General features: G+C 62.7%; 21 protein-coding genes. 5 read left to right on the top strand and 16 right to left on the bottom strand.

Going from position 1 to position 20310, the window contains the following annotated elements:
* Nucleotides 1-224 precede the first annotated feature (224 nt).
* From msrQ to mrcB, 9 genes are all read right to left on the bottom strand, one after another.
* A complete protein-coding gene (msrQ, locus tag B3361_RS21095) occupies nucleotides 225-821 on the bottom strand; it encodes a protein-methionine-sulfoxide reductase heme-binding subunit MsrQ (protein WP_054905991.1) in 597 nt (198 codons plus the stop codon).
* Nucleotides 821-1834: a protein-methionine-sulfoxide reductase catalytic subunit MsrP gene (msrP, locus tag B3361_RS21090; RefSeq protein ID WP_054905992.1), complete on the bottom strand. Its 1014-nt coding sequence runs from the start codon at nucleotides 1832-1834 to the stop codon at nucleotides 821-823. Before msrP ends, msrQ begins: the two co-directional genes overlap by 1 nt.
* Nucleotides 1835-1913: 79 nt before the next feature.
* Nucleotides 1914-2765 (bottom strand): CDP-diacylglycerol--serine O-phosphatidyltransferase, encoded by an 852-nt coding sequence (pssA, locus tag B3361_RS21085; RefSeq protein ID WP_009685387.1) that lies wholly within the window; start codon nucleotides 2763-2765, stop codon nucleotides 1914-1916.
* A 150-nt stretch (nucleotides 2766-2915) separates the two neighbouring features.
* Nucleotides 2916-3932 carry a ketol-acid reductoisomerase gene (ilvC, locus tag B3361_RS21080; RefSeq protein ID WP_009685386.1) on the bottom strand — a complete coding sequence of 339 codons (1017 nt, stop codon included), beginning with the start codon at nucleotides 3930-3932 and terminating at the stop codon, nucleotides 2916-2918.
* Nucleotides 3933-3988: 56 nt separating this feature from the next.
* Complete coding sequence (ilvN, locus tag B3361_RS21075; protein ID WP_003250040.1) at nucleotides 3989-4480, bottom strand: acetolactate synthase small subunit; 492 nt, start codon at nucleotides 4478-4480, stop codon at nucleotides 3989-3991.
* 1 nt (nucleotide 4481) lies between these two features.
* A complete protein-coding gene (locus B3361_RS21070) occupies nucleotides 4482-6206 on the bottom strand; it encodes an acetolactate synthase 3 large subunit (RefSeq protein ID WP_009685385.1) in 1725 nt (574 codons plus the stop codon).
* A 408-nt stretch (nucleotides 6207-6614) separates the two neighbouring features.
* Nucleotides 6615-6947, bottom strand: coding sequence for a YqcC family protein (locus B3361_RS21065; protein WP_054905993.1), 333 nt, complete (start codon nucleotides 6945-6947; stop codon nucleotides 6615-6617).
* Complete coding sequence (locus B3361_RS21060) at nucleotides 6947-7750, bottom strand: tetratricopeptide repeat protein (RefSeq protein WP_033690908.1); 804 nt, start codon at nucleotides 7748-7750, stop codon at nucleotides 6947-6949. The genes B3361_RS21065 and B3361_RS21060 overlap by 1 nt, the downstream gene beginning before the upstream one ends.
* Before the next feature lie 15 nt (nucleotides 7751-7765).
* On the bottom strand, nucleotides 7766-10087 hold the full coding sequence (mrcB, locus tag B3361_RS21055; protein ID WP_054905994.1) for a penicillin-binding protein 1B: 2322 nt from the start codon (nucleotides 10085-10087) through the stop codon (nucleotides 7766-7768).
* Nucleotides 10088-10202: 115 nt separating this feature from the next.
* Here mrcB and B3361_RS21050 point away from each other — a divergent pair, with 115 nt between their 5' ends.
* Both B3361_RS21050 and B3361_RS21045 read left to right on the top strand, forming a co-directional pair.
* Nucleotides 10203-11765 carry an AAA family ATPase gene (locus tag B3361_RS21050; protein WP_009685381.1) on the top strand — a complete coding sequence of 521 codons (1563 nt, stop codon included), beginning with the start codon at nucleotides 10203-10205 and terminating at the stop codon, nucleotides 11763-11765.
* Nucleotides 11766-12002: 237 nt separating this feature from the next.
* Nucleotides 12003-12281, top strand: a complete 279-nt coding sequence (locus B3361_RS21045) for a TfoX/Sxy family protein (RefSeq protein WP_009685380.1) — start codon at nucleotides 12003-12005, stop codon at nucleotides 12279-12281.
* A 181-nt stretch (nucleotides 12282-12462) separates the two neighbouring features.
* Here the strand turns inward: B3361_RS21045 and B3361_RS21040 are convergent, their stop codons facing one another.
* From B3361_RS21040 to B3361_RS21025, 4 genes are read right to left on the bottom strand one after another with little or no spacing between them, the layout of a single operon-like run.
* Nucleotides 12463-13347, bottom strand: a complete 885-nt coding sequence (locus tag B3361_RS21040; protein ID WP_054905995.1) for a ChaN family lipoprotein — start codon at nucleotides 13345-13347, stop codon at nucleotides 12463-12465.
* A 51-nt stretch (nucleotides 13348-13398) separates the two neighbouring features.
* Nucleotides 13399-14166: a heme ABC transporter ATP-binding protein gene (locus tag B3361_RS21035; protein ID WP_009685378.1), complete on the bottom strand. Its 768-nt coding sequence runs from the start codon at nucleotides 14164-14166 to the stop codon at nucleotides 13399-13401.
* Nucleotides 14166-15149 carry a FecCD family ABC transporter permease gene (locus B3361_RS21030; protein ID WP_166524995.1) on the bottom strand — a complete coding sequence of 328 codons (984 nt, stop codon included), beginning with the start codon at nucleotides 15147-15149 and terminating at the stop codon, nucleotides 14166-14168. Before B3361_RS21030 ends, B3361_RS21035 begins: the two co-directional genes overlap by 1 nt.
* A 50-nt stretch (nucleotides 15150-15199) precedes the next feature.
* Complete coding sequence (locus B3361_RS21025; RefSeq protein ID WP_054905997.1) at nucleotides 15200-16084, bottom strand: heme/hemin ABC transporter substrate-binding protein; 885 nt, start codon at nucleotides 16082-16084, stop codon at nucleotides 15200-15202.
* Nucleotides 16085-16231: 147 nt separating this feature from the next.
* Between B3361_RS21025 and B3361_RS21020 the strand changes: the two genes are divergently transcribed.
* A complete protein-coding gene (locus B3361_RS21020) occupies nucleotides 16232-16549 on the top strand; it encodes a Rieske (2Fe-2S) protein (protein ID WP_009685374.1) in 318 nt (105 codons plus the stop codon).
* Here the strand turns inward: B3361_RS21020 and sfsA are convergent.
* Together sfsA and B3361_RS21010 are read right to left on the bottom strand one after the other, a co-directional pair.
* Nucleotides 16539-17252 (bottom strand): DNA/RNA nuclease SfsA, encoded by a 714-nt coding sequence (gene sfsA / locus B3361_RS21015; RefSeq protein WP_286920348.1) that lies wholly within the window; start codon nucleotides 17250-17252, stop codon nucleotides 16539-16541. The genes B3361_RS21020 and sfsA overlap by 11 nt on opposite strands.
* Nucleotides 17252-18424 carry a pyridoxal phosphate-dependent aminotransferase gene (locus B3361_RS21010; protein ID WP_054905999.1) on the bottom strand — a complete coding sequence of 391 codons (1173 nt, stop codon included), beginning with the start codon at nucleotides 18422-18424 and terminating at the stop codon, nucleotides 17252-17254. Before B3361_RS21010 ends, sfsA begins: the two co-directional genes overlap by 1 nt.
* Before the next feature lie 210 nt (nucleotides 18425-18634).
* On the opposite strand from B3361_RS21010, the gene dksA reads away from it, so the two are divergent.
* Both dksA and gluQRS read left to right on the top strand, forming a co-directional pair.
* Nucleotides 18635-19081, top strand: coding sequence for an RNA polymerase-binding protein DksA (dksA, locus tag B3361_RS21005; RefSeq protein ID WP_009685370.1), 447 nt, complete (start codon nucleotides 18635-18637; stop codon nucleotides 19079-19081).
* Between the two features lie 63 nt (nucleotides 19082-19144).
* A complete protein-coding gene (gene gluQRS, locus B3361_RS21000; protein ID WP_029886411.1) occupies nucleotides 19145-20032 on the top strand; it encodes a tRNA glutamyl-Q(34) synthetase GluQRS in 888 nt (295 codons plus the stop codon).
* A gap of 68 nt (nucleotides 20033-20100) precedes the next feature.
* Here gluQRS and B3361_RS20995 read toward each other — a convergent pair.
* The coding region (locus tag B3361_RS20995) for a hypothetical protein (RefSeq protein ID WP_286920347.1) at nucleotides 20101-20310 on the bottom strand (210 nt) is incomplete at its 5' end.

Raw genomic sequence — 20310 nt, 5'->3', positions numbered from 1 at the left:
AGAGGGCGTCAACCTTTAATTTCATTTATTTGAAATAGTCCAGGCGAAGGCTGTTTTGAGGCCGCGAAGTGTTCGCCACAACATTTTCAGCGCCTGTGAGATCGAGCGCCGCGCGGGCGGCGCTCGATCTCACAGGCGCTGGATGTGTTGCGGCGTACGCCTCCCAACCCCACCACTATCTATAGACAGGCCCATTGCCCAACCTGAACCCAACTCACCCCCCCCTACCGCCTGACCAACCCAGCCAACCTCCGCGAAACCGCCGGAACCCTCAGCCCCATCAACACAACCCCAACAAACGCATAAACCGCCCACTCCCGCAGATCCGAACGCACGATCCACAAGAAATGCAGCAACCCCAACCCCAACACCGCATACACCAACCTGTGCAGCTTCTTCCACCGCGCCCCAAGCCGCCGCTGGCTATACCGGTTCGAGGTAACCGCCAACGCCAACAACCCAAGAAACCCCAGCGCCCCGACAATAATGTAAGGCCGCTTGCGCAGCTCCACCGCCAACTGCCCCCAATCCAGCCCGAGAATAAAGAACAGGTAACAGAGAATGTGCAGCACGATATACGCAAACACCCATAACCCCAGCTGCCGCCGCACCACGATCCAACCCGACCACCCCGTCAGCTTCTGCAGCGGCGTCATGCTCAAGGTCACCAGCAGGAAGATCAGCGCGCCAAGCCCCAACCGGTCCATCATGATCTTGCCCGGGTCAGGCCCCAGCAACCCCGTAGCCGCTTCGTACAACCACCAGGCAGGAAACAGGCAGCCCACAATAAAGATCGCCAGACGAAACCAGGGATAGCGCATCAGTAGTTCTTCCGCAGGTCGAGCCCGGCATAGAGCGAGGCCACTTCGTCGGCATAGCCATTGAACATTTGCGTCTCCCGCACATTGGGACTGAAAAGCCCGCTAGGCAGCCGCCGCTCCCGCGCCTGGCTCCAGCGCGGGTGATCGACAGTGGGGTTCACATTGGCGTAGAACCCATATTCATCGGGTGCCAGGCCCTGCCAGGTAGTTCCGGGCTGCTCGGCCACCAGGCTGATGCGCACGATCGACTTGATGCTCTTGAAACCATACTTCCACGGCACCACCAGCCGCAGCGGTGCACCATTCTGGTTGGGCAACTCGCGGCCATACATGCCTACCGCAAGAACCGCCAAGGGGTGCATCGCTTCGTCCAGCCGCAGCCCTTCTCTATAAGGCCAGTCAATCAGCGCAAAGCCCGAGCGTTGGCCAGGCATATGCTCCGGGTCTTTCAGCGTTTCGAAACGCACGTACCGGGCCTTCGACGTCGGCTCGACCTGCTTCAGTACCTGAGCCAATGGGAACCCCAGCCACGGAATGACCATCGACCAGGCCTCTACACAACGCAGCCGGTAGATGCGCTCTTCAAGTTGGTAGGGTTTGACGAAGTCTTCCAGGGCATAGCGCCCAGGCTTGCCGACTTCACCATCCACCACAACCGACCAAGGTTCGGTTTTCAGGCTGTCGCCATTGGCCGCCGGGTCGCCCTTGTCGGGGCCGAACTCATAGAAGTTGTTGTAGTGGGTAGCGTCTTTGAACGGCGTGATCGCCTCCCCTTTGGCCGTGACTGCCTGCCACTGCGTGGCACCGAGCTTTTCCGTGAACCAGCCAGGCGCCTTGCCCGGCTCGACATCGGCATAACGGCTGGCCTCGGCCGAACGACCAACACCGGGCAATGCGCCCAGGGCCAGGCCGGCCAACGAGCCACCCAACAAGGTACGACGGGACAGGTAAATGCCTTCGGGGGTGATCTCCGATGCCTTGCACTCGGACGACCTGGGAAGCTTGATGAGCATGAGCGGCTCCATAGCACTGGGTAACGGACGTACCAGTAAGACTATGGAGCCGGCGGGTTATTCCAGCGTTAAGCGTTTTTTACGCTTTACGGCGGCGCGACTTGAGCAGGAACTGGATAGGCCCCGAAGCCGCGTAGGCGAGGAAGATCAGCAGCAGGATACGCGGCGGGTCGCTGAACACCACGGCAAACACCAGCACCACGGCAAGGATGGCCACAAATGGCACACGGCCCTTGAGGTCCAGCTCCTTGAAGCTGTTGTACTTGATGTTACTGACCATCAGCATGCCTGCAGCCGCCACCAACAGCGCCACCAGGAACGACAGCTTGGAGCCCTGAATACCGTAGTCGCTGAACGCCCACACGGTGCCGGCCACAACACCCGCGGCAGCCGGGCTGGCCAGGCCGATGAAGTAGCGCTTGTCGGCGGTGCCGACCTGGGTGTTGAAGCGTGCCAGGCGCAGCGCGGCGCCGGCAACATAGATGAAGGCGACCATCCAGCCAACCTTGCCCATGTCACCCAACGCCCAGCCGAAGGCCAGCAAGGCCGGGGCCACACCGAAGGCGACCATGTCCGACAGCGAGTCATACTCGGCGCCGAACGCGCTTTGGGTATTGGTCATGCGCGCGACACGGCCGTCGAGGCCATCGAGCACCATGGCCACGAAGATGGCAATGGCGGCAAACGCGAAATACTTGCTCGCTTCACGCGGGTCGCCAGCGCTCAGGGCGCTCTGTGCGCTCATCGAGCTGATGATGGAATAAAAGCCGGCAAACAGGTTGGCGGTGGTGAACAGGTTGGGCAGCAGGTAGATGCCGCGGTGGCGCACCTTGCGACCTTCGGCGTCATGGCCTTCTTCAACGTGCTCATCGACCGGTAGCAGGCTTTCGGCGTCGGAGGGCTTGTTCGGCTCTTCGGGACGTTCGCTCATGGAGGGTACCTTGCAACAGGATGGAAAATGTTCGACACGGGCCCGCGAAACAGGTTCTGACGGCAGGCCACTGGTCTGCTTTATACCAGATGCTGACTGCCAGAACGAAAAAACGCGGCCGAAGCCGCGTTTTTCATGTTGCGATGCTACTTAGTTCTTGGCTTTGTCGACGATCTTGTTCGCCGAAATCCAAGGCATCATCGAGCGCAGTTGCTCACCGATGATCTCGATGCCGTGCGAAGCGTTGTTACGACGCTTGGCGGTCATCGATGGGTAGTTGGTGGCGCCTTCGGAGATGAACATCTTCGCGTACTCGCCGTCCTGGATGCGCTTCAGTGCGTTGCGCATGGCCTTGCGGGATTCTTCGTTGATGACTTCTGGGCCGGTGACGTACTCACCGTACTCTGCGTTGTTGGAGATCGAGTAGTTCATGTTGGCGATACCGCCTTCGTACATGAGGTCAACGATCAACTTCAGCTCGTGCAGGCATTCGAAGTAGGCCATTTCCGGCGCGTAGCCAGCTTCAACCAGGGTTTCGAAACCGGCTTTGACCAGCTCTACGGTACCACCGCACAGGACGGCCTGCTCACCGAACAGGTCGGTTTCGGTCTCGTCCTTGAAGGTGGTTTCGATGATGCCGGTACGGCCACCACCCACGCCAGCGGCGTAGGACAGGGCGACGTTCTTGGCGTTGCCCGAAGCGTCCTGGTAGATCGCGATCAGGTCAGGGATACCACCGCCCTTGACGAACTCGGAGCGCACGGTGTGGCCTGGCGCTTTCGGCGCGATCATGATCACGTCCAGGTCGGCGCGCGGCACAACCTGGTTGTAGTGGATCGAGAAACCGTGGGAGAAGGCCAGGGTAGCGCCCTTCTTGATGTTCGGCTCGATTTCGTTCTTGTACAGCGTGCCCTGGAACTCGTCCGGGGTCAGGATCATCACCAGGTCAGCCGCAGCGACAGCGGTAGCAACATCGGCAACTTTCAGGCCGTGGGCTTCAGCCTTGGCAACGGTAGCCGAACCTTTACGCAGACCGACGGTAACGTCTACACCGGAGTCCTTCAGGTTGCACGCCTGAGCGTGGCCCTGGGAGCCGTAACCGATGATGGCGACTTTCTTGCCCTGGATGATGGAAAGGTCGCAGTCTTTATCGTAGAAAACTTTCATGAAAATACCCCTGGTTATATCTCGGCCCCCTGCGGAGCCATCGCTAATTTTTAAATTCAGATGCTGAGCACTTTGTCGCCACGGGCAATGCCGGTAACGCCGCTGCGCACGGTTTCGAGAATCGATGCGGTGCCGATGGCCTGGATGAAGCTGTCCAGTTTGTCGCTGGTACCGCTCAGTTGTACGGTGTACACGCTGGCAGTCACATCGACGATCTGGCCACGGAAGATATCCGTGGTGCGCTTGATCTCGGCGCGCTGGGCACCGGTGGCCTTGACCTTGACCAGCATCAGCTCGCGCTCGATGTGGGCGCTTTCCGACAGGTCGACGAGCTTGACCACTTCGACCAGCTTGTTCAGGTTCTTGGTGATCTGTTCGATCACTTCGTCATGGCCAACGGTGGTCAGCGTCAGACGCGACAGGGTCGGGTCTTCGGTCGGCGCCACGGTCAGGCTTTCAATGTTGTAGTTGCGCTGGGAGAACAGGCCGACCACACGGGACAAAGCACCGGGTTCGTTTTCCAGCAGCAGGGAAATGATATGCCGCATATCAGGTACGCTCCGTCTTGCTCAGCCACATGTCACGCATCGAGCCATCCTTGATCTGCATCGGATAGACGTGCTCACTGCGGTCAACCGCGATGTCGATGAATACCAGGCGGTCCTTCATCGCAAACGCTTCTTCCAGCATCGGCTTGAGGTCCTTCAGGCTGGTGATGCGGATACCCACATGGCCATAGGCCTCGGCCAGCTTGATGAAGTCAGGCAGCGACTCGACATACGAGTGCGAGTGACGACCGTTGTAGGCCATGTCCTGCCATTGGCGGACCATGCCCAACACCCCGTTGTTCAGGTTGACGATCTTCACCGGCAGGCCGTACTGCATGCAGGTGGACAGCTCCTGGATGTTCATCTGGATGCTGCCTTCGCCGGTCACGCAGGCCACGTCCTGGTCCGGGAAGTTGAGCTTGATGCCCATCGCCGCCGGGAAGCCGAAGCCCATGGTGCCCAGGCCACCGGAGTTGATCCAGCGGTTCGGCTTGTTGAAACGGTAGTACTGCGCCGCGAACATCTGGTGCTGACCTACGTCGGAGGTGACGAAGGCATCGCCTTTGGTCACTTCGCACAGGGTCTCGATGACTTTCTGCGGCTTGATGACATTGCCGTCGCCCTTGTCGTAAGGGAACAGCTCACCATTGCCACGCCACTCGTCGATCTGCTTCCACCAGGCATCCAGCGCGGCCTTGTCGGGCTGCTCGCCGATTTCCTTGAGGATGCCGAGCATTTCGCTGAGCACGCTGTCGACCGGGCCAACGATAGGTACATCGGCTTTGATCATCTTCGAGATCGACGCCGGGTCGATATCGACATGGATGATCTTGGCATTCGGGCAGAACTTGGCCGGGCCGTTGACCACGCGGTCGTCGAAACGCGCACCGACGGCGAAGATCACGTCGGCATTGTGCATGGCCATGTTGGCGGTGTAGCTGCCGTGCATGCCGAGCATGCCGAGGAACTGGCGATCAGTACCCGGGAAGCCGCCCAACCCCATGAGGGTGTTGGTGACAGGCAGGTTCAGCGACTTGGCGATTTCGGTCAGCGCTTCGGAGCCACCGCCCAGGATCACACCGCCACCGGCGTAGACGATTGGGCGCTTGGCAGCCAGCAGCATCTCGGCCGCCTTGCGGATCTGGCCGGAGTGGCCACGGACCGCTGGGCTGTACGAGCGCAGCTTGACCTTTTTCGGGTAGACGTATTCGAACTTTTCAGCCGGGTTGGTCATGTCTTTTGGAATGTCGACCACGACTGGACCTGGGCGACCGGATTGCGCCAGGTAGAACGCCTTTTTCAGAATTTCAGGGATCTCGGTCGGGTGCTTGATCATGAAGCTGTGCTTCACGATCGGCCGCGAGATACCGATCATGTCGGTTTCCTGGAAGGCATCGGTACCTACCATGGTGCTAGGTACCTGGCCGGACAGGATGACCATCGGAATCGAGTCCATGTAGGCGGTAGCAATACCGGTGATGGCATTGGTCGCGCCCGGGCCGGAGGTTACCAGCACCACACCGGCCTTGCCGGTGGCGCGGGCGTAGCCGTCCGCCATATGGGTTGCCGCCTGTTCGTGACGAACCAGGATGTGTTCCACTTCCGGTTCTTTGAACAGCGCGTCGTAAACATGCAGGAGAGCACCACCAGGGTACCCGTAGATGTGCTTAACGCCTTCGTCACGCAAGAAGCGGACGACCATCTCAGCGCCAGATAAAAGCTCCACGTTGTTCACCTCTAAAACGCCAGAATACCGCCCCTTCAGGACGGGTCTTAATAGGTTTACTGCCAAGCAGAGCATGAGCGAACGTCAGCACTGACTGAGCAAGTATTGGGAGCGCCCCAGAGTGTTGCGGGGTTTTCCCACCCAGCGCGAGGTAACGCGTTGCGGGGTGTAACAGGTCGGCGCGGGTGTGCGCCTCATGATCTGCTTAGCGGGTCTGCTTCTGGCAGTCCCTCTAAAGCGGAAGTTGGATTCTTGTGATTCGGCGCGCACAAGTCAAGAAAAATTATTGCCAATTTTTCCCCGAGATGAATTCTTGCAACCACTAAAAATCGCTTCAGCAGCAGAATTAATAAGATTTCCATAAAAAAGGGCCACAATCTGCGGCCCTTGACGAAAAAACTGAAGAAATCAGGCAGAAGGAGCGATCAATTGGTCAAAAGCTGCCAACAGCCGGCGCAGCTCACGACTTTGCTCCGGCCGGTCGGCAAACACCGTTTCGGCCATGACCAGGATGCTGGAGGCATTTGGCAGCGGCTGGCCGAGCTCGATGATGATCTTCATGCGTTGCAGGAAGATCCATTGCAGCCATTGCTCGAAACGCAAGGTATCGACGGCGAAGGGCACCGTGCTGGCCAGCGCCTCGTCGCTCGGTGGCTCGTGCTCCCACCAGCCTTGCACCTGCAGCTCACGCTCGATCAGCAGCAGGTGGTCGGCGATGTCCAGAATACGTTGCTCGATCATCAGGAACTGACCCGCGCTTTTTGCCGGGCCAAGGCGGCGCCAGCGCTATCGCCCTGTTTTTCACGGGCCTGTGCGATGGTGTTCCACAGTTCGGCCTGCAGGCTGGGGCGGCCGTTGGCGTAGGTCAGGGCGCGACGCGCCAGCTGCTCGGCCTGCGGGGCATCGCCTTGCGACAAACGCACCTGGGCCAGGCGGTAGAGCACCTGCGGTTCGCGCGGGGCAATGCGCTGGGCACGCTCCAGGCTGGAAGCAGCGCCGTTGAAATCGCCACTGCCCTGCTGGGTGGTGGCGGTGGTTAGCAGTGCCAGTACTGGGCCGTCCAGTTGCTCGTCAGCCGCCAGGCCACCTGCAGCCGTGTTGCTGCGCGGAATACCGGTGGGGGCACTGGTGCTTTGTGGGGCGCTGTTCATCGCCGCGATATCGAACGGTTCGTCGGCGATCGGGTTGGGGTTGGTGGTCATGGGCGCCGACGTGGCCGGCCCGGTAGTGATCGGCCCCGGCGTGATCGGCGCGGTGCTGATCGGCGCCGCGCCATTGGCCGCTGGGAAGGTCTGGATGCCCGAAGCGCCTGCGCCCTGCGGGATCATCACGGTGACGCCGGAATCCTCAGGCATTGTTTGCGCTTGCGCGGTGCCAGCATTGTAACCACCCGCCGGGCGGTTGGCAGACACGCGCTCGCTGTTCGACACGCGGGTGCTCGAATCGACCACCGGAATATTGCCGCGTGGGACGCTGGAGCACCCCTGGAGCACAGCCAGCGCCGTCACGGCAGGAAACAGCCACTTGTTCACGTCACACCTCATCAATGCAGCCTGCGCTTAATTCATCCAGCCCTTGACCCAGTCCATGACCGATTCAGCTGGATTCTGCTCGCCGCCACAGGTTGCGCCAGCGGGCGGTTCACTGCCGCGAATATACGGCATCTGTACCGCTCCCGGACAGCTGCCGTCAGACCCTTGGCCGCTGTAGGGGTCGATCCAGGCCTGTACCACGTTGTCCGGTTGCGGCATGTCCAGCGGCAGCGGGTCGGCCTTCTTCATGAAGCTGGTCCATACCTGCAGGGCACCGGTGGCGCCGGTGAACGGTGTTTTCCCGTTATCGTCGCGGCCCATCCACACTACCGCCAGCAAATCCTGGCTGAAACCAGAGAACCAGCTGTCGCGCGAGTCGTTGCTGGTACCGGTCTTGCCCGCCAGGGTCAACGAGCGCGGCAAGGTGTTGTACACCGAGCGCCCGGTACCTTCACGCATCACTCGCTGCATGGCGTTCTGCACCAGGTAGATGGCACCCGGGTCGAAGGTTTGCTGGATCTGGAACGGGTAGCGCTTGAGCGGTTCACCCTCGGCGGTAAGCACGCTGCGAATACCGCGCATCGGCGTGTTGAAGCCACCATTGGCAATGGTCTGGTACATGGTCGCGACCTGCATCGGCGACATGCCGCCAGCCCCCAGCAGCATGGCCGGGAAGGCTGGCCAGTCGACATTCACCCCCAGCCGGCCGATGGTCTTGATCACGTTTGGCACCCCCACTTCCAGGCCGATCTTGGCAGTGGACAGGTTGTAGGAATTGGCCAGCCCCTGGTACAGGTAGATCGTGCCGTGCGGGCGGCGGTCATAGTTTTGTGGGCGCCAGACCTGGCCGTCGCCCCCTTTGACCGAAAACGGCTCATCCTGCACCCAGCTGGTCAGGGTGTACTTGCTCGGCTGCTCCAGCGCGGTCAGGTAGACAGCCGGCTTGACCAGCGAGCCGATCGGCCGCGAGGCATCGATGGCGCGGTTGAAGCCGGCGAAACCTGCCTGGCGGCTGCCGATCAGGGCCTGTACCTCACCGGTTTCCGGGTTGGTCACGACCATCGCCGATTCGACCTCGTCCGCCCCTTTGCGCCCGGCCAGGCGCTTGAACGTCTCGCTCATCGAGGCTTCGGCCTTCATCTGCAGGATCGGGTCGAAGCTGGTAAAGATACGCAAGCCTTCCTCGGTCAAGTCTTCATCGCGGTAGTCCTGGCGCAACTGCCGCTTGACCAGGTCGAGGAAGGCCGGGAACGAGCTGTCGGCCAGGCTGCCACGTTTGGTCACGCCCAGCGGCATCTTCTTCGCTGCATCGACCTCCTCCTGGCTGGCCACGCCTTGTTCGGCCACCAGGTCGAGCACCAGGTTGCGGCGGGCCAAGGCACGTTCAGGGTAACGCCGCGGGTTGTAGTAGGACGGGCCCTTGACCATGCCCACCAACAAGGCGATCTGGTGCAGCTTCAACTCCGACAGCGGCTGGCTGAAGAAGAACTGGCTGGCCAGGCCGAAGCCGTGCACGGCACGCTGGCCGTCCTGCCCGACAAAGACCTCGTTGAGGTAGGCCTCGAGAATTTCGCGCTTGTCGTAATGCAGTTCAAGCAGCACCGCCATCATCGCCTCGGTCACTTTGCGGCTGAGGCTGCGCTCGCTGCTGAGGTAGAAGTTCTTCACCAGCTGCTGGGTCAAGGTACTGCCACCCTGGCGCATCGAGCCGGATGAAGTATTCACCCACATGGCCCGGGCGATGGACTTGGGCGACACGCCATGGTGGCTGTAGAAGTCGCGATCTTCCGTGGCAACCAGGGTCTCGAGCAGGTACTTGGGCACCTGGTCGATCTTGATCAGAATGCGGTCTTCAAGGTTTTTCGGGTAGATACCGCCGATCATCAGCGGCTCCAGGCGCACCACGTCAAGCGCCTTGCCATTGGCCCCGGAAAGGCCGGCCACGTAATCGCCGGAGAAGCGTACGCGCACGAACTGCGCGGGCTCCATGCCCTCGTAGAACTGGAAGCCACGGGTGTTGAGGTCGACGGTGTTGCCGTTGACGGCCGCCGCCCCCGGGCCGTTGACCGCGCTTTCACGCCGGTAGCCAAGCGCGTCGAGCTCGGTGAGGAAGTCGTTCTTGCTCAGTTTCTGGCCGGTGAACAGCTCCAACGGCCGTGCATACACCTTGGCCGGGATGGTCCAGCGCTTGCCAGAGAACTTCTCCTGGACAACGGCATCGAGGTAAACCGCGAAGCCGGCGACGATCACCAGGCCTACCAGGCTGAGCTTCAAAGCCCAGCCCAGCCAGGCGCGGGAGCGGCCGGTCGGGCGTTTTTGAGGGGTACGGGGAGTTCGGGTTCGAGTCATGACGGCGGATTATACGCACTTTGGAAAGACTGGGCAGGCGGCCCGGCGGTAGGCAGGGACGGCACCATTGACCATAATGATGCATTCGAATTCCCTGCCCCCGGAAGGATTTGCCGTGAGCCAAGCTCTTATCACTGCGTTGCAGAACCCCGCCCTGTACCCCCACCCCGTGGACGGGTTCCAGCTCATCGAGACGCATATCTCCTGGGTGCTGCTGACGGGCGAGTACGCCTACAAGATCAAGAAACCGATGAACTTCGGCTTTCTCGACTTCACTGGCCTGGACCAGCGCCAGCATTTCTGTAACGAAGAATTGCGCCTGAACCAGCGCCTGACCGACGGCCTGTACCTGGACGTTTTGCCGATCACCGGTAGCGCCGATGCGCCGCAGCTCGCCGGCGAAGGCCAGGCCATCGAATATGCACTGAAGATGCGCCAGTTCCCCCAAGGCCAGATGCTCAGCACCTTGCAGGCCAATGGCGAACTGAACGCCACGCACATCGACCAGATGGCCCGGCAGATTGCCGAATTCCACCTGCAGGCCCCGCGGGTACCGGTCGAGCACCCACTGGGCACGCCGGAGGCCGTCATGGCGCCGGTGGAGCAGAACTTCGAGCAGATTCGCCCGTTCCTCAGCGACAAGGCCGACCTGCAACAGCTAGACGCCCTGCAAGCCTGGGCACGCAGCAGCTTCGAGCGCCTGCATGGCCTGCTGGAAAAACGCAAGGCCAATGGCTTCATTCGCGAATGCCACGGTGACATTCACCTGGGCAACGCCACGCTGATCGATGGCCAGGTGGTGATCTTCGACTGCATCGAATTCAACGAACCGTTCCGCCTGACCGACGTCTACGCCGACACCGGCTTCCTGGCGATGGACTTGGAAGACCGCGGCCTCAAGTGTCTGGCCCGGCGCTTCATCAGCCAGTACCTGGAACTGACCGGCGACTACGAAGGCCTGGAGCTGCTCAACTTCTACAAGGCCTACCGCGCACTGGTACGGGCCAAGGTCGCACTGTTCAGCATGCCGGCCAATGCCGATGGCGTGCAGCGTGCCACCACCCTGCGCACCTACCGCAACTACGCCAACCTGGCAGAAAGCTACAGCGCCATCCCTTCGCGCCTGCTGGCCATCACCCACGGCGTATCGGCAGTGGGCAAAAGCCATGTGGCCATGCGCATGGTCGAGGCCCTGGGCGCGGTGCGCGTGCGTTCCGACGTAGAGCGCAAGCGCTTGTACGGCGAACAGCAGCAGGTTGAGGCCGCCCAGCTCAGCACCGGCATCTATGCCGAGGAGGCCAGCACTGCCACTTACCGGCGCCTGCACGAAGTCGCCGCGACCGTACTACGGGCAGGGTTCCCGGTGGTGCTGGATGCCACCTACCTCAAACGCGAACAGCGCCAGGCTGCGGCCGAGGTCGCCAGCCAGACTGGCGTGCCGTTCCTGATTCTGGACTGCCACGCGCCGGACGCGGTAATCGCCAGCTGGCTGGAGCAGCGCCAGGCCGAGAACAGCGACCCGTCGGATGCCACCCTGGAGGTGGTCAAGGCGCAGCAGGCCAGCCGAGAGGCGCTGGATACGCAGGAGCTGGTGCAGAGCACCCACGTTGACACCCAGACTGCTGGCAGCATGGACCAGGTGATCGAGCAGATTCGCCAGCGTCTGCCTGGCTTGTAAGCTAGCCGGTTTCCTGGGCCGGCCCTTCGCGGGCTTGCCCCTCCTACAGGTAAACCACAGCCCCTGAAGGCTGCGCCGAACCTGTGGGAGCGGGCGAGCCCGCGAAGAGGCCGGCACAGGGCATCTCATCGCCCCGATGGCAAAAAGCCGCGTATTCCCCAACCCCCGCTACACTCCTCTCTGACCTGCTCGCGATTTATCTCCCCATGACACGTTCAGCCATCGCAAGGAGGCTCGATGAACGATGAATTGCAGCATCTGAAAAACCTTGGCAAGACCTCTGCGCAGTGGCTGCATGCGGCCGGCATTCACAGTGCATCGGATCTGCGCCGCCTGGGTGCGGTGGGTGCATACCAGGCCGTGAAGACGCGAGGGTTTCGCGCATCGAAGGTGCTGTTGTATGCCATAGAAGGCGCCCTGCTGGATATGCACTGGAACGATTTGCCACTCGAACGCAAGGAAGCCCTCAACCAACAACTGGATGCGAAAAACCCCGCGCAAAAAAATCCAAAATAAGCGCGAAAAGGGGATTGACGGCTAAATGAGAATTGTTATGATTATCACAACTGGTCGCGAGACTGGTTGGATAAGCTAAGAGCCCCTGGTTCGGACTCTCAGATTATCTCCTCATCAGGCTAATCACGGTTATTGACCCGGCAATTTGCCGGGTCTTTTTTTTGCCCAAGGTTTCCATGTCTTATCGTTTCAGCTGCGCGCAATAATCCTGCTCTGGCGTCGCCGCCGTGTACCACACGTAATCGGCCTCACCGGCATCAACCTTCTCGCCCACCTCGGCCAGCATCAGCACCTTGCTCGCACCCTGCGCACCCAAGTCACTCAGGTGCAACGGCACGCCCAGGTCCTTACGCACGTGATAGGCCCCGGCAAACAGCAGTGCCGGTTGCGGCGCCGCCAGCAAGCGCTCGGCCATGCGCCGGTCACGCTGCTGCTGCACGGCCAGCATCGCCGGTAGCTGGCTTTCCGGCAGCATCCCGCAATGCCCGGTGCGTACCTGCTGCAGCAAGCTCGCCCTGACCGTCGCGGCATTGGATTTCTCGCCCGCCAATGGCGCCGGCTGCCGGTAGGCGTGGCGCATTTCACTTGGGGAAAGGTTGGCGGCCAGCAGGGGGACCTGCTGTTGCAGGGCTGCACGCACGATCGGCCCGTACAACTGCCAGTCCCAGCCCTCCTGCCACGCCAGTGCGATGGGCAAGTCTGCCGGCAAGGGTTGCCTTTTGAGCCTGTCCACCCGCGGCTGCTGTTCAGGTTGCAGCATCTCCAGCAATAGGCTGCCCTGGGCACGCTGGCTCTGCAGGGCGTGCAGCAACCACACTTGCAGTGCGTGGTGGTCGGGGTTGTCATGTTTTTCGCCGACCAGTACTCGCGGTGCGGTAGCCAAACGCTGTACCAGTTGGTCCGGGCTGATTACCTGCCCGCTGCCGAGATCGACCACCTGCCCAAGCTGGGCATGCGTGCGCCCTTCGGTGCTCTGCCAGGCAGGCAACGGTGGCAGGCTGGCCTGGCAGCCGCCCAATACCAGTAACATGCACAGCGAAAAACCGGACAACAGCGGGTGTCGCATTGGCAGAAGCTCCATGGGTAGCGGCCGCTCACGACCACGATCGGGCCGGCTTTAACGGGTAATGATCAGCGGGTGGCCACGCTCAGGATGTGCCTGCACCAGCACGTCGATCCCGTACACGGCCTTCAACGCTGCCGGCGTCAGCACCTGTTCAGGCGAGGCAAAGGCATGGCAACGCCCCTGCTCCAGCAACAGGATCCGGTCACAGTAGCGCGCCGCCAGGTTCAGGTCATGCAAGATCACCAGCACCGCGGCGCCGCGGTCGGCAAAGCGGCGCACAGCCTCCAGGGTAGTGTGCTGGTGCAGCGGGTCGAGCATCGAGGTGGGCTCATCGAGCAACAAGGTAGTGCCCTGCTCCCCCGGCCACAACTGTGCCAGCACACGGGCAAGGTGCACGCGTTGCCGCTCGCCGCCGGACAACGCCAGGTAACTGCGCCCTACCAGGTGCCAGGCATCTGCTGCCTGCAACGCCGCTTCGACAATTTCGGCGTCGCGCCGCTGCCCGGTGCCGTGCGGCATGCGGCCCATGGCCACCACTTCCTCGACGCTGAACGAAAACCCCAGGCTCGACACCTGAGGCAATACGGCCAGGCGCCGGGCCCGCTCTTGTCCAGGCCAATCACCGAGGCCGCGCCCCTGCAACGTCACCCGCCCACGGTCTGGCACCAGCTCGCCACACATCACGCCCAACAGGCTGCTCTTACCCGCGCCGTTGGGGCCGAGCACGCCCACCACCTGGCCGGGGGGCAATTGCAGATCAATGTCATGCAGCACCTCGTTGCTGCCCCGCCGCAAGTGCAGGCCCTCGGCATGCAACATCAGCTGCGCCCTCGCACCAGCAGGAACAGAAAGAACGGCGCCCCGACAAAGGCCGTGACAATGCCGATCGGCAACTCGGCAGGTGCCAGCAGCAGCCGTGCCGCCAGGTCGGCAAACAGCATGAGCACACCGCCAGCCAGCAGCGAGGCTGGCAACAACACCCGGTGATCCGGCCCGGCCAGCAAACGCACCAGGTGCGGCACCACCAGCCCGATGAAGCCGATCAGGCCGGCAGCCGCAACAGCCGCACCCACCCCAAGCGCCGTGCAGAACACCAGTTCGCGCTTGAGCCGCTCCACATCAACGCCCAGGTGGCGGGCCTCGGATTCCCCCAAAAGCAAGGCATTCAGCGCTTTGGCCCGCCGTGGCAGCCACAGTGCCACACCCGCCGCCACCAGCAATAACGGCCATAGCCGGTCGTAGCTGGCACCGTTGAGGCTGCCCAGGTTCCAGAAGGTCAACGTACGCAACGTGGCGTCATCGGCCAGGTACGAGAACAGCCCCACCACCGCGCCGCCCAGTGCCGTCATCGCGACCCCGGCCAGCAGCATGGTGGCCACGTTGGTCTGCCCATCGCGGCGGCCCAGGCGGTAGACCAGCGCCGTCACGCCAAGGCCCCCGACAAAGGCACAGAACGACAGCAAATAGGGTGCAATGGCCTCTGGCAGGCCGCCGAACCAGGCCCCGCCGACAATAGCGAGCGCCGCGCCCACGGCCGCCCCGGCGGCCACCCCGACCAAACCCGGATCGGCCAGCGGATTACGGAACAACCCCTGCATGGCGACCCCGGACAACGCCAGCACCGCGCCCACTGCCAGCCCAAGCAAGGTGCGCGGCAGGCGGATCTGGCCAAGGATCATTTCGGCCTGCTGCAAGCCGTCGGCGGTAACGGGCAGGCCCATCAACCGCAGGCCCGCACGCAGGGTATCGAACAGCGGCAGGCTGACCGGCCCCAGCGCCAGCGACAGCCACACCGACAGCAGGCACAGCAGGCTCAGGCAAATGAACAACGTACGTGGCTGGACCCGCTGTTTCATTGTGCGAAGCTGGCCTTGGCTGCCGGGTAGAAGGTAGCTGCCAGTGATTGCAAGGTCGCCGGCAGGCGCGGCCCAAGCCCACCGACCAGCAGCGTGGGGTCAAGCGACACCAGGCGTTGTCCACCCACGGCACGCGAAGCCGCCAGCGCCGGGTTTTCTTTCAACAAAGCCTGCAGCGCCTGCTCATCGGCCAGCGCCCGGTCGGAAAACACGATCACATCCGGGTCCAGGGCAGCCAATGCTTCGTTCGAGAACTGCTTGTAGCCCTGATGCTCTGCCAGGTTGCGCCCACCGGCCTGGCCCAGCAGCCAGTCACCGGCGGTGCCCTGCCCGGCGATCAGCGGCTTGGCCCCAGCGTGCCCGACCAGCAGCAACACGCCCGGTGCCTTGTGCTGCGCCTGGGCCTGCTGGACCTTGGCCTGCAAGGTTTGCAGTTGCTGATGGTAACCCGCGGCCAGCGCAGTGGCCTGGGGTTCTGCACCCAGCAGTTGCCCCAACTGCTTGAGGTTGCTGTCTACCGCCGCCAGCTCGGCCTTGCTGGAAAACAGCTCGACACGCACACCGGCCTTGCGGATTTGCGCCAGTACCGGCGGCGGGCCCATTTCTTCGGTACCCACTAGCACATCCGGGCGCAGGCTGAGCACGCCCTCGGCCGACAGCTGGCGCTGGTACCCCACGCTGGGCAGCGACTTCAACGAAGCTGGGTGCTGACTGGTCGTGTCCACCCCCACCAGCCGCGCTTCACCACCCAACGCGCATATCCACTCGCTCAGCGCGCCGCCGGCGCTGACCCAGCGTTGCGGCAGCTCTGCCGCCAGGGCCTGGCTAGAGAGCACAAGGCTTGCACACAAGGCGAGCAAAGCGACGGGACGACGCATCATCGGGTTCCTTCTGAAGGCGAGCTGCACGCCTTGTGGCGAGCGGCGGAACTGCGCACCATGGACGGCCGAACGCAGCGAATGCGGGCAATTTGATAATTATTCGCATTGACGCGTCAAGCCATCATCTGTTTCACGAGTCGTACTGCCATGCATTTTCTCTGTACATCACCCAGCCTGGCCGAGGGCCAGGCACGCGCCTTCAGCGTAGACGGCCTGCAACTGTTCGGCGTGCGCCGCCAGGGCCAGGTCTACCTGTACCGCAACCGCTGCCCGCACAAGGGCATCCCGTTGAACTGGGCACAGGAGCGGTTTCTCGATGACAGCGCGAGCCTGATCCAGTGCGGCCATCACGGCGCGCTGTTCCTGATCGAGAGCGGCGAATGCGTGGCCGGCCCCTGTGACGGTGAGCAGTTGCAGGCCCTGGGCTGCCATGAAGACACCCAGGGCGTCTGGCTCAAGGGTTGAGCAGCACCGGCAAGCGGCGGTCGATGACGATACCCTGCGGGTCCAGGCGCGTGCCGTATGCCAGCACTTCCACCCCGCCCGCCACCGCAGCACGCAACGCCTGGGCGTAAGCGGCATCGATCTCCTCGGCAGGGCGCACCGCGTCGATGCCGGTCAGGTTGACGCAATACAGTTGCACCGCCCGTATGCCTTGGCTGGCCAGCTTCGCCAGCTCGCGCAGGTGCTTGGCCCCGCGCTGGGTCACCGCATCGGGAAACGCCGCAACCGGGCTATCGGGGTAGCCCAGGGTCACGCTCTTGACCTCGACGTAGGCCGGGGCACCGTCGAACTCCAGGCGGAAGTCGATGCGGCTGCCCTCCTCGCCATACGCCACCTCACGCCTGAGTGCCGTGAACCCGGCCAGCTCGGCGATCGTACCGGCGTGCAGCGCCTCTTCGACCAGGGCATTGGCCCGCCCGGTATTCACGCACGCCAACCGGCCCTGTGGGGTTTCGCTGATTTCCCAGGTGCCCGGCAGTTTGCGCTTGGGGTCGTTGGAGCGGCTGAACCACACCCGCCCGCCTTCACGCATGCAATTGAGCATGGAGCCGGTATTCGGGCAGTGGATGGTCAACTGGTCGCCGCTGGCCAGTTCGATATCGGCCAGGAACCGTTTGTAGCGGCGCAGCAGGCGGCCGTGTTCGAGTGGAGGTGAAAAAAGCATCAGCCTTGCCAGCTCCGCAAGCCACGGGCAATGCGATGCACCGCCTCCTCCAGGCGCGGCAGGCTTTGCGTGTAGGCAAAGCGCACATGGTGCCCGGCCAGGTGGCGACCGAAGTCCAGGCCCGGGGTGAAGGCCACGTGTTCGGTCTCCAGGAAATGCCGGCAGAAGGCAAACGCATCACCGCCATAAGCGCTGATATCGGCATATAGATAGAACGCCCCCTGCGGCTCAACGGCAATGCGCAAACCCAGCTCGCGCAGCGCCGGCAGCAGGTAGTCGCGGCGGCGGGCAAATTCGGCGCGACGCTGTTCGAAGATGGCCAGGGTTTCGGGCTGGAAGCACGCCAGCGCAGCATGCTGTGCCATGCTCGGCGCACTGATGTACAGGTTCTGCGCCAGTTTCTCCAGGTCGGCCACGGCCTGCGGTGGAGCCACCAGCCAGCCAAGGCGCCAGCCGGTCATACCGAAATACTTGGAAAAACTATTCAGGACGAACGCCGAGTCATCCACTTCCAGCACGCTGGGCGCATCCATGCCGTACGTCAGCCCATGGTAAATCTCGTCGACTACCAAGTGGCCGTGCCGTTCACGGGTGGCCTTGGCCAGGCTGGCCAGTTCGGTACGGCCCAGCACCGTGCCGGTCGGGTTGGCCGGCGAGGCGACCAAGGCGCCAACGGTATCCTGGTCCCAGTAGCGCTGCACCAGGTCGGCGGTCAACTGGTAGTTCACCTCCGGGCCGACCGGTACCAGTTGCGCCCCGCCTTCTACCAGGCGCAGGAAGTGGCGGTTACACGGGTAGCCCGGGTCAGCCAGCAGCCAGTGCTTGCCGGGGTCGACCAGCAGGCTGCTGGCCAGTAACAGGGCGCCTGAGCCGCCTGGAGTAATGAGAATGCGCTGCGGGTCGATGCTCAGGCCATAGCGCTGTGCATAGAACCCGGCTATCGCTTCGCGCAGCGCCGGCAGGCCGCGTGCGGCGGTATAGCGGGTGTGGCCGGCGGCCAGCGCGGCCTGGCCCGCAGCCACAATCGGTGCTGCGGTGGTGAAGTCCGGCTCGCCGATTTCCAGGTGGATCACGTCGTGGCCGGCCGCCTGCAGCTCGTTGGCCCGCGCCAGCAGTGCCATGACATGGAAAGGTTCGATGGCGCGGCTGCGCGCGCTGTAGGGGTGGGCCATGACCTTCTCTCAATAGCGGCTAAACTGATGATTCTACCTGCGTAAGCAATCGAACGTACCGCTCAGGCCGGTGTCTGTTAGCAGGATCGGGCGGGCTAGCGCACCCCCGATCTATCTGGTAAGTTCGGCGGCTCGCAGTCGCAGGGCCGGCGGTCGCCGGAGATGGAGCATCCTGCGCATTGGATCAGATGAGTGAGAGGCGGTCTATTCATGTCCACCGTAGAAAAGCAAAAAACCGGTCAGACCATGTACGGTGTCGAGCCTTACGTAGAGTCCAAGGGTGAAGAATACATGGGTGAGCCCATGAAAAAGCACTTCACCAAGCTTCTCGGCGCCTGGAAGCAAGAGCTGATGACCAGTGTGGACCGCACTGTGGATCACATGAAGGACGAGGCAGCCAACTTCCCCGACCCGGCCGATCGTGCCAGCCAGGAAGAAGAATTCGCCCTTGAGCTGCGCAACCGCGACCGCGAGCGCAAGCTGATCAAGAAAATCGACAAGACCCTCGACAAGATCAAGGCCGACGAATACGGCTGGTGCGAGTCGTGCGGCATCGAGATCGGCCTGCGCCGTCTGGAAGCCCGCCCTACCGCCGACCTGTGCTTCGACTGCAAGGAAATCGCCGAGAAAAAGGAAAAAACGGTCGGCAAAGGCTGATCTTTCTTCCCACCGAACGGGGCGCATCATGCGCCCCGTTGCATTTATATACCCAGCCAGACCATGACCAACTCCAGCTACATTGGGCGCTTTGCCCCCACCCCCAGCGGTTTCCTGCACTTTGGCTCACTGGTGGCTGCACTCGCCTCCTGGCTGGATGCCCGCGCGGTCGACGGCCGCTGGCTACTGCGTGTGGAAGACACCGACCCGCCCCGGGAAATGCCCGGCGCCCGTGACGCCATCTTGCAAACCCTCGAACGCTACGGCCTGCACTGGGACGGCGAAGTGGTGTTTCAAAGCCAGCGCCACGACGCCTATGCCGCGGTGGTCGACCGCCTGTTCAACATGGGCCTGGCCTATGCCTGCACCTGCTCGCGCAAGCAACTGGAGGCCTATGGCGGCATCTACCCAGGCCTGTGCCGTAACGCCGGGCATGCGCGCGAGGGTGCGGCGATCCGCTTGCGGGTGCCAGAGCTGATCTACCGTTTCAGCGACCGCGTACAAGGCGTTTACCAGCAGCACCTGGGCCGCGACGTGGGCGATTTCGTGATACAGCGCCGCGATGGCCTGTATGCCTACCAGCTGGCCGTGGTACTGGACGACGCCTGGCAAGGTGTCACCGACATCGTGCGCGGTGCCGACCTGCTCGACAACACCCCGCGCCAGTTGTACCTGCAAGAGCTGCTGGGCTTTTCGCAGCCGCGCTATCTGCACATACCGCTGATCGTGCAGCCGGACGGCCACAAGCTTGGCAAGTCATACCGTTCGCCGCCGTTGCAGGCCGAGCAGGCGACGCCGCTGTTGTTGCGGGCGTTGCGGGCGCTGGGGCAGGCGACTGACCCGCAGTTGCTGCTGGCAACGCCGGCTGAAGTATTGGCCGTGGCCCGCCAGCAGTGGCGGCCCGAAGCGATTGCGCAGCGCACGACGGTGCCAGAGGCTGAACTGCGCTGAGGCCTTGCCGGCCCTATCGCAGGCAAGCCAGCTTCCACAGGGATCGCCTTAGGGCTGACAGGTGTTTGTCAGAAGATATGCAGCGCCTGTGGTGATCCTGTGGGAGATTGTATGGTTCCTGGCAAGGGTAGCCGCTGCATCTTCAGTGCCTGTGAGATCGAGCGCCGCCCGCGCGGCGCATCGCGAGCTGCGGTCGCTGCTTGTATGTTGTGACTGGCCTGGCGGGAGAAGATATTCTCGTCAGGCTGAAGAAGCACTTCCGGGGAGGCCGATCGCTC

This window comes from Pseudomonas sp. UBA6699, from assembly GCF_002454615.1.
Taxonomy (GTDB): Bacteria; Pseudomonadota; Gammaproteobacteria; order Pseudomonadales; family Pseudomonadaceae; genus Aquipseudomonas; species Aquipseudomonas juntendi.
The sequence above is the reverse complement of the archived record's forward strand: the minus strand, read 5'-3'. Positions and strand labels throughout refer to the sequence as shown.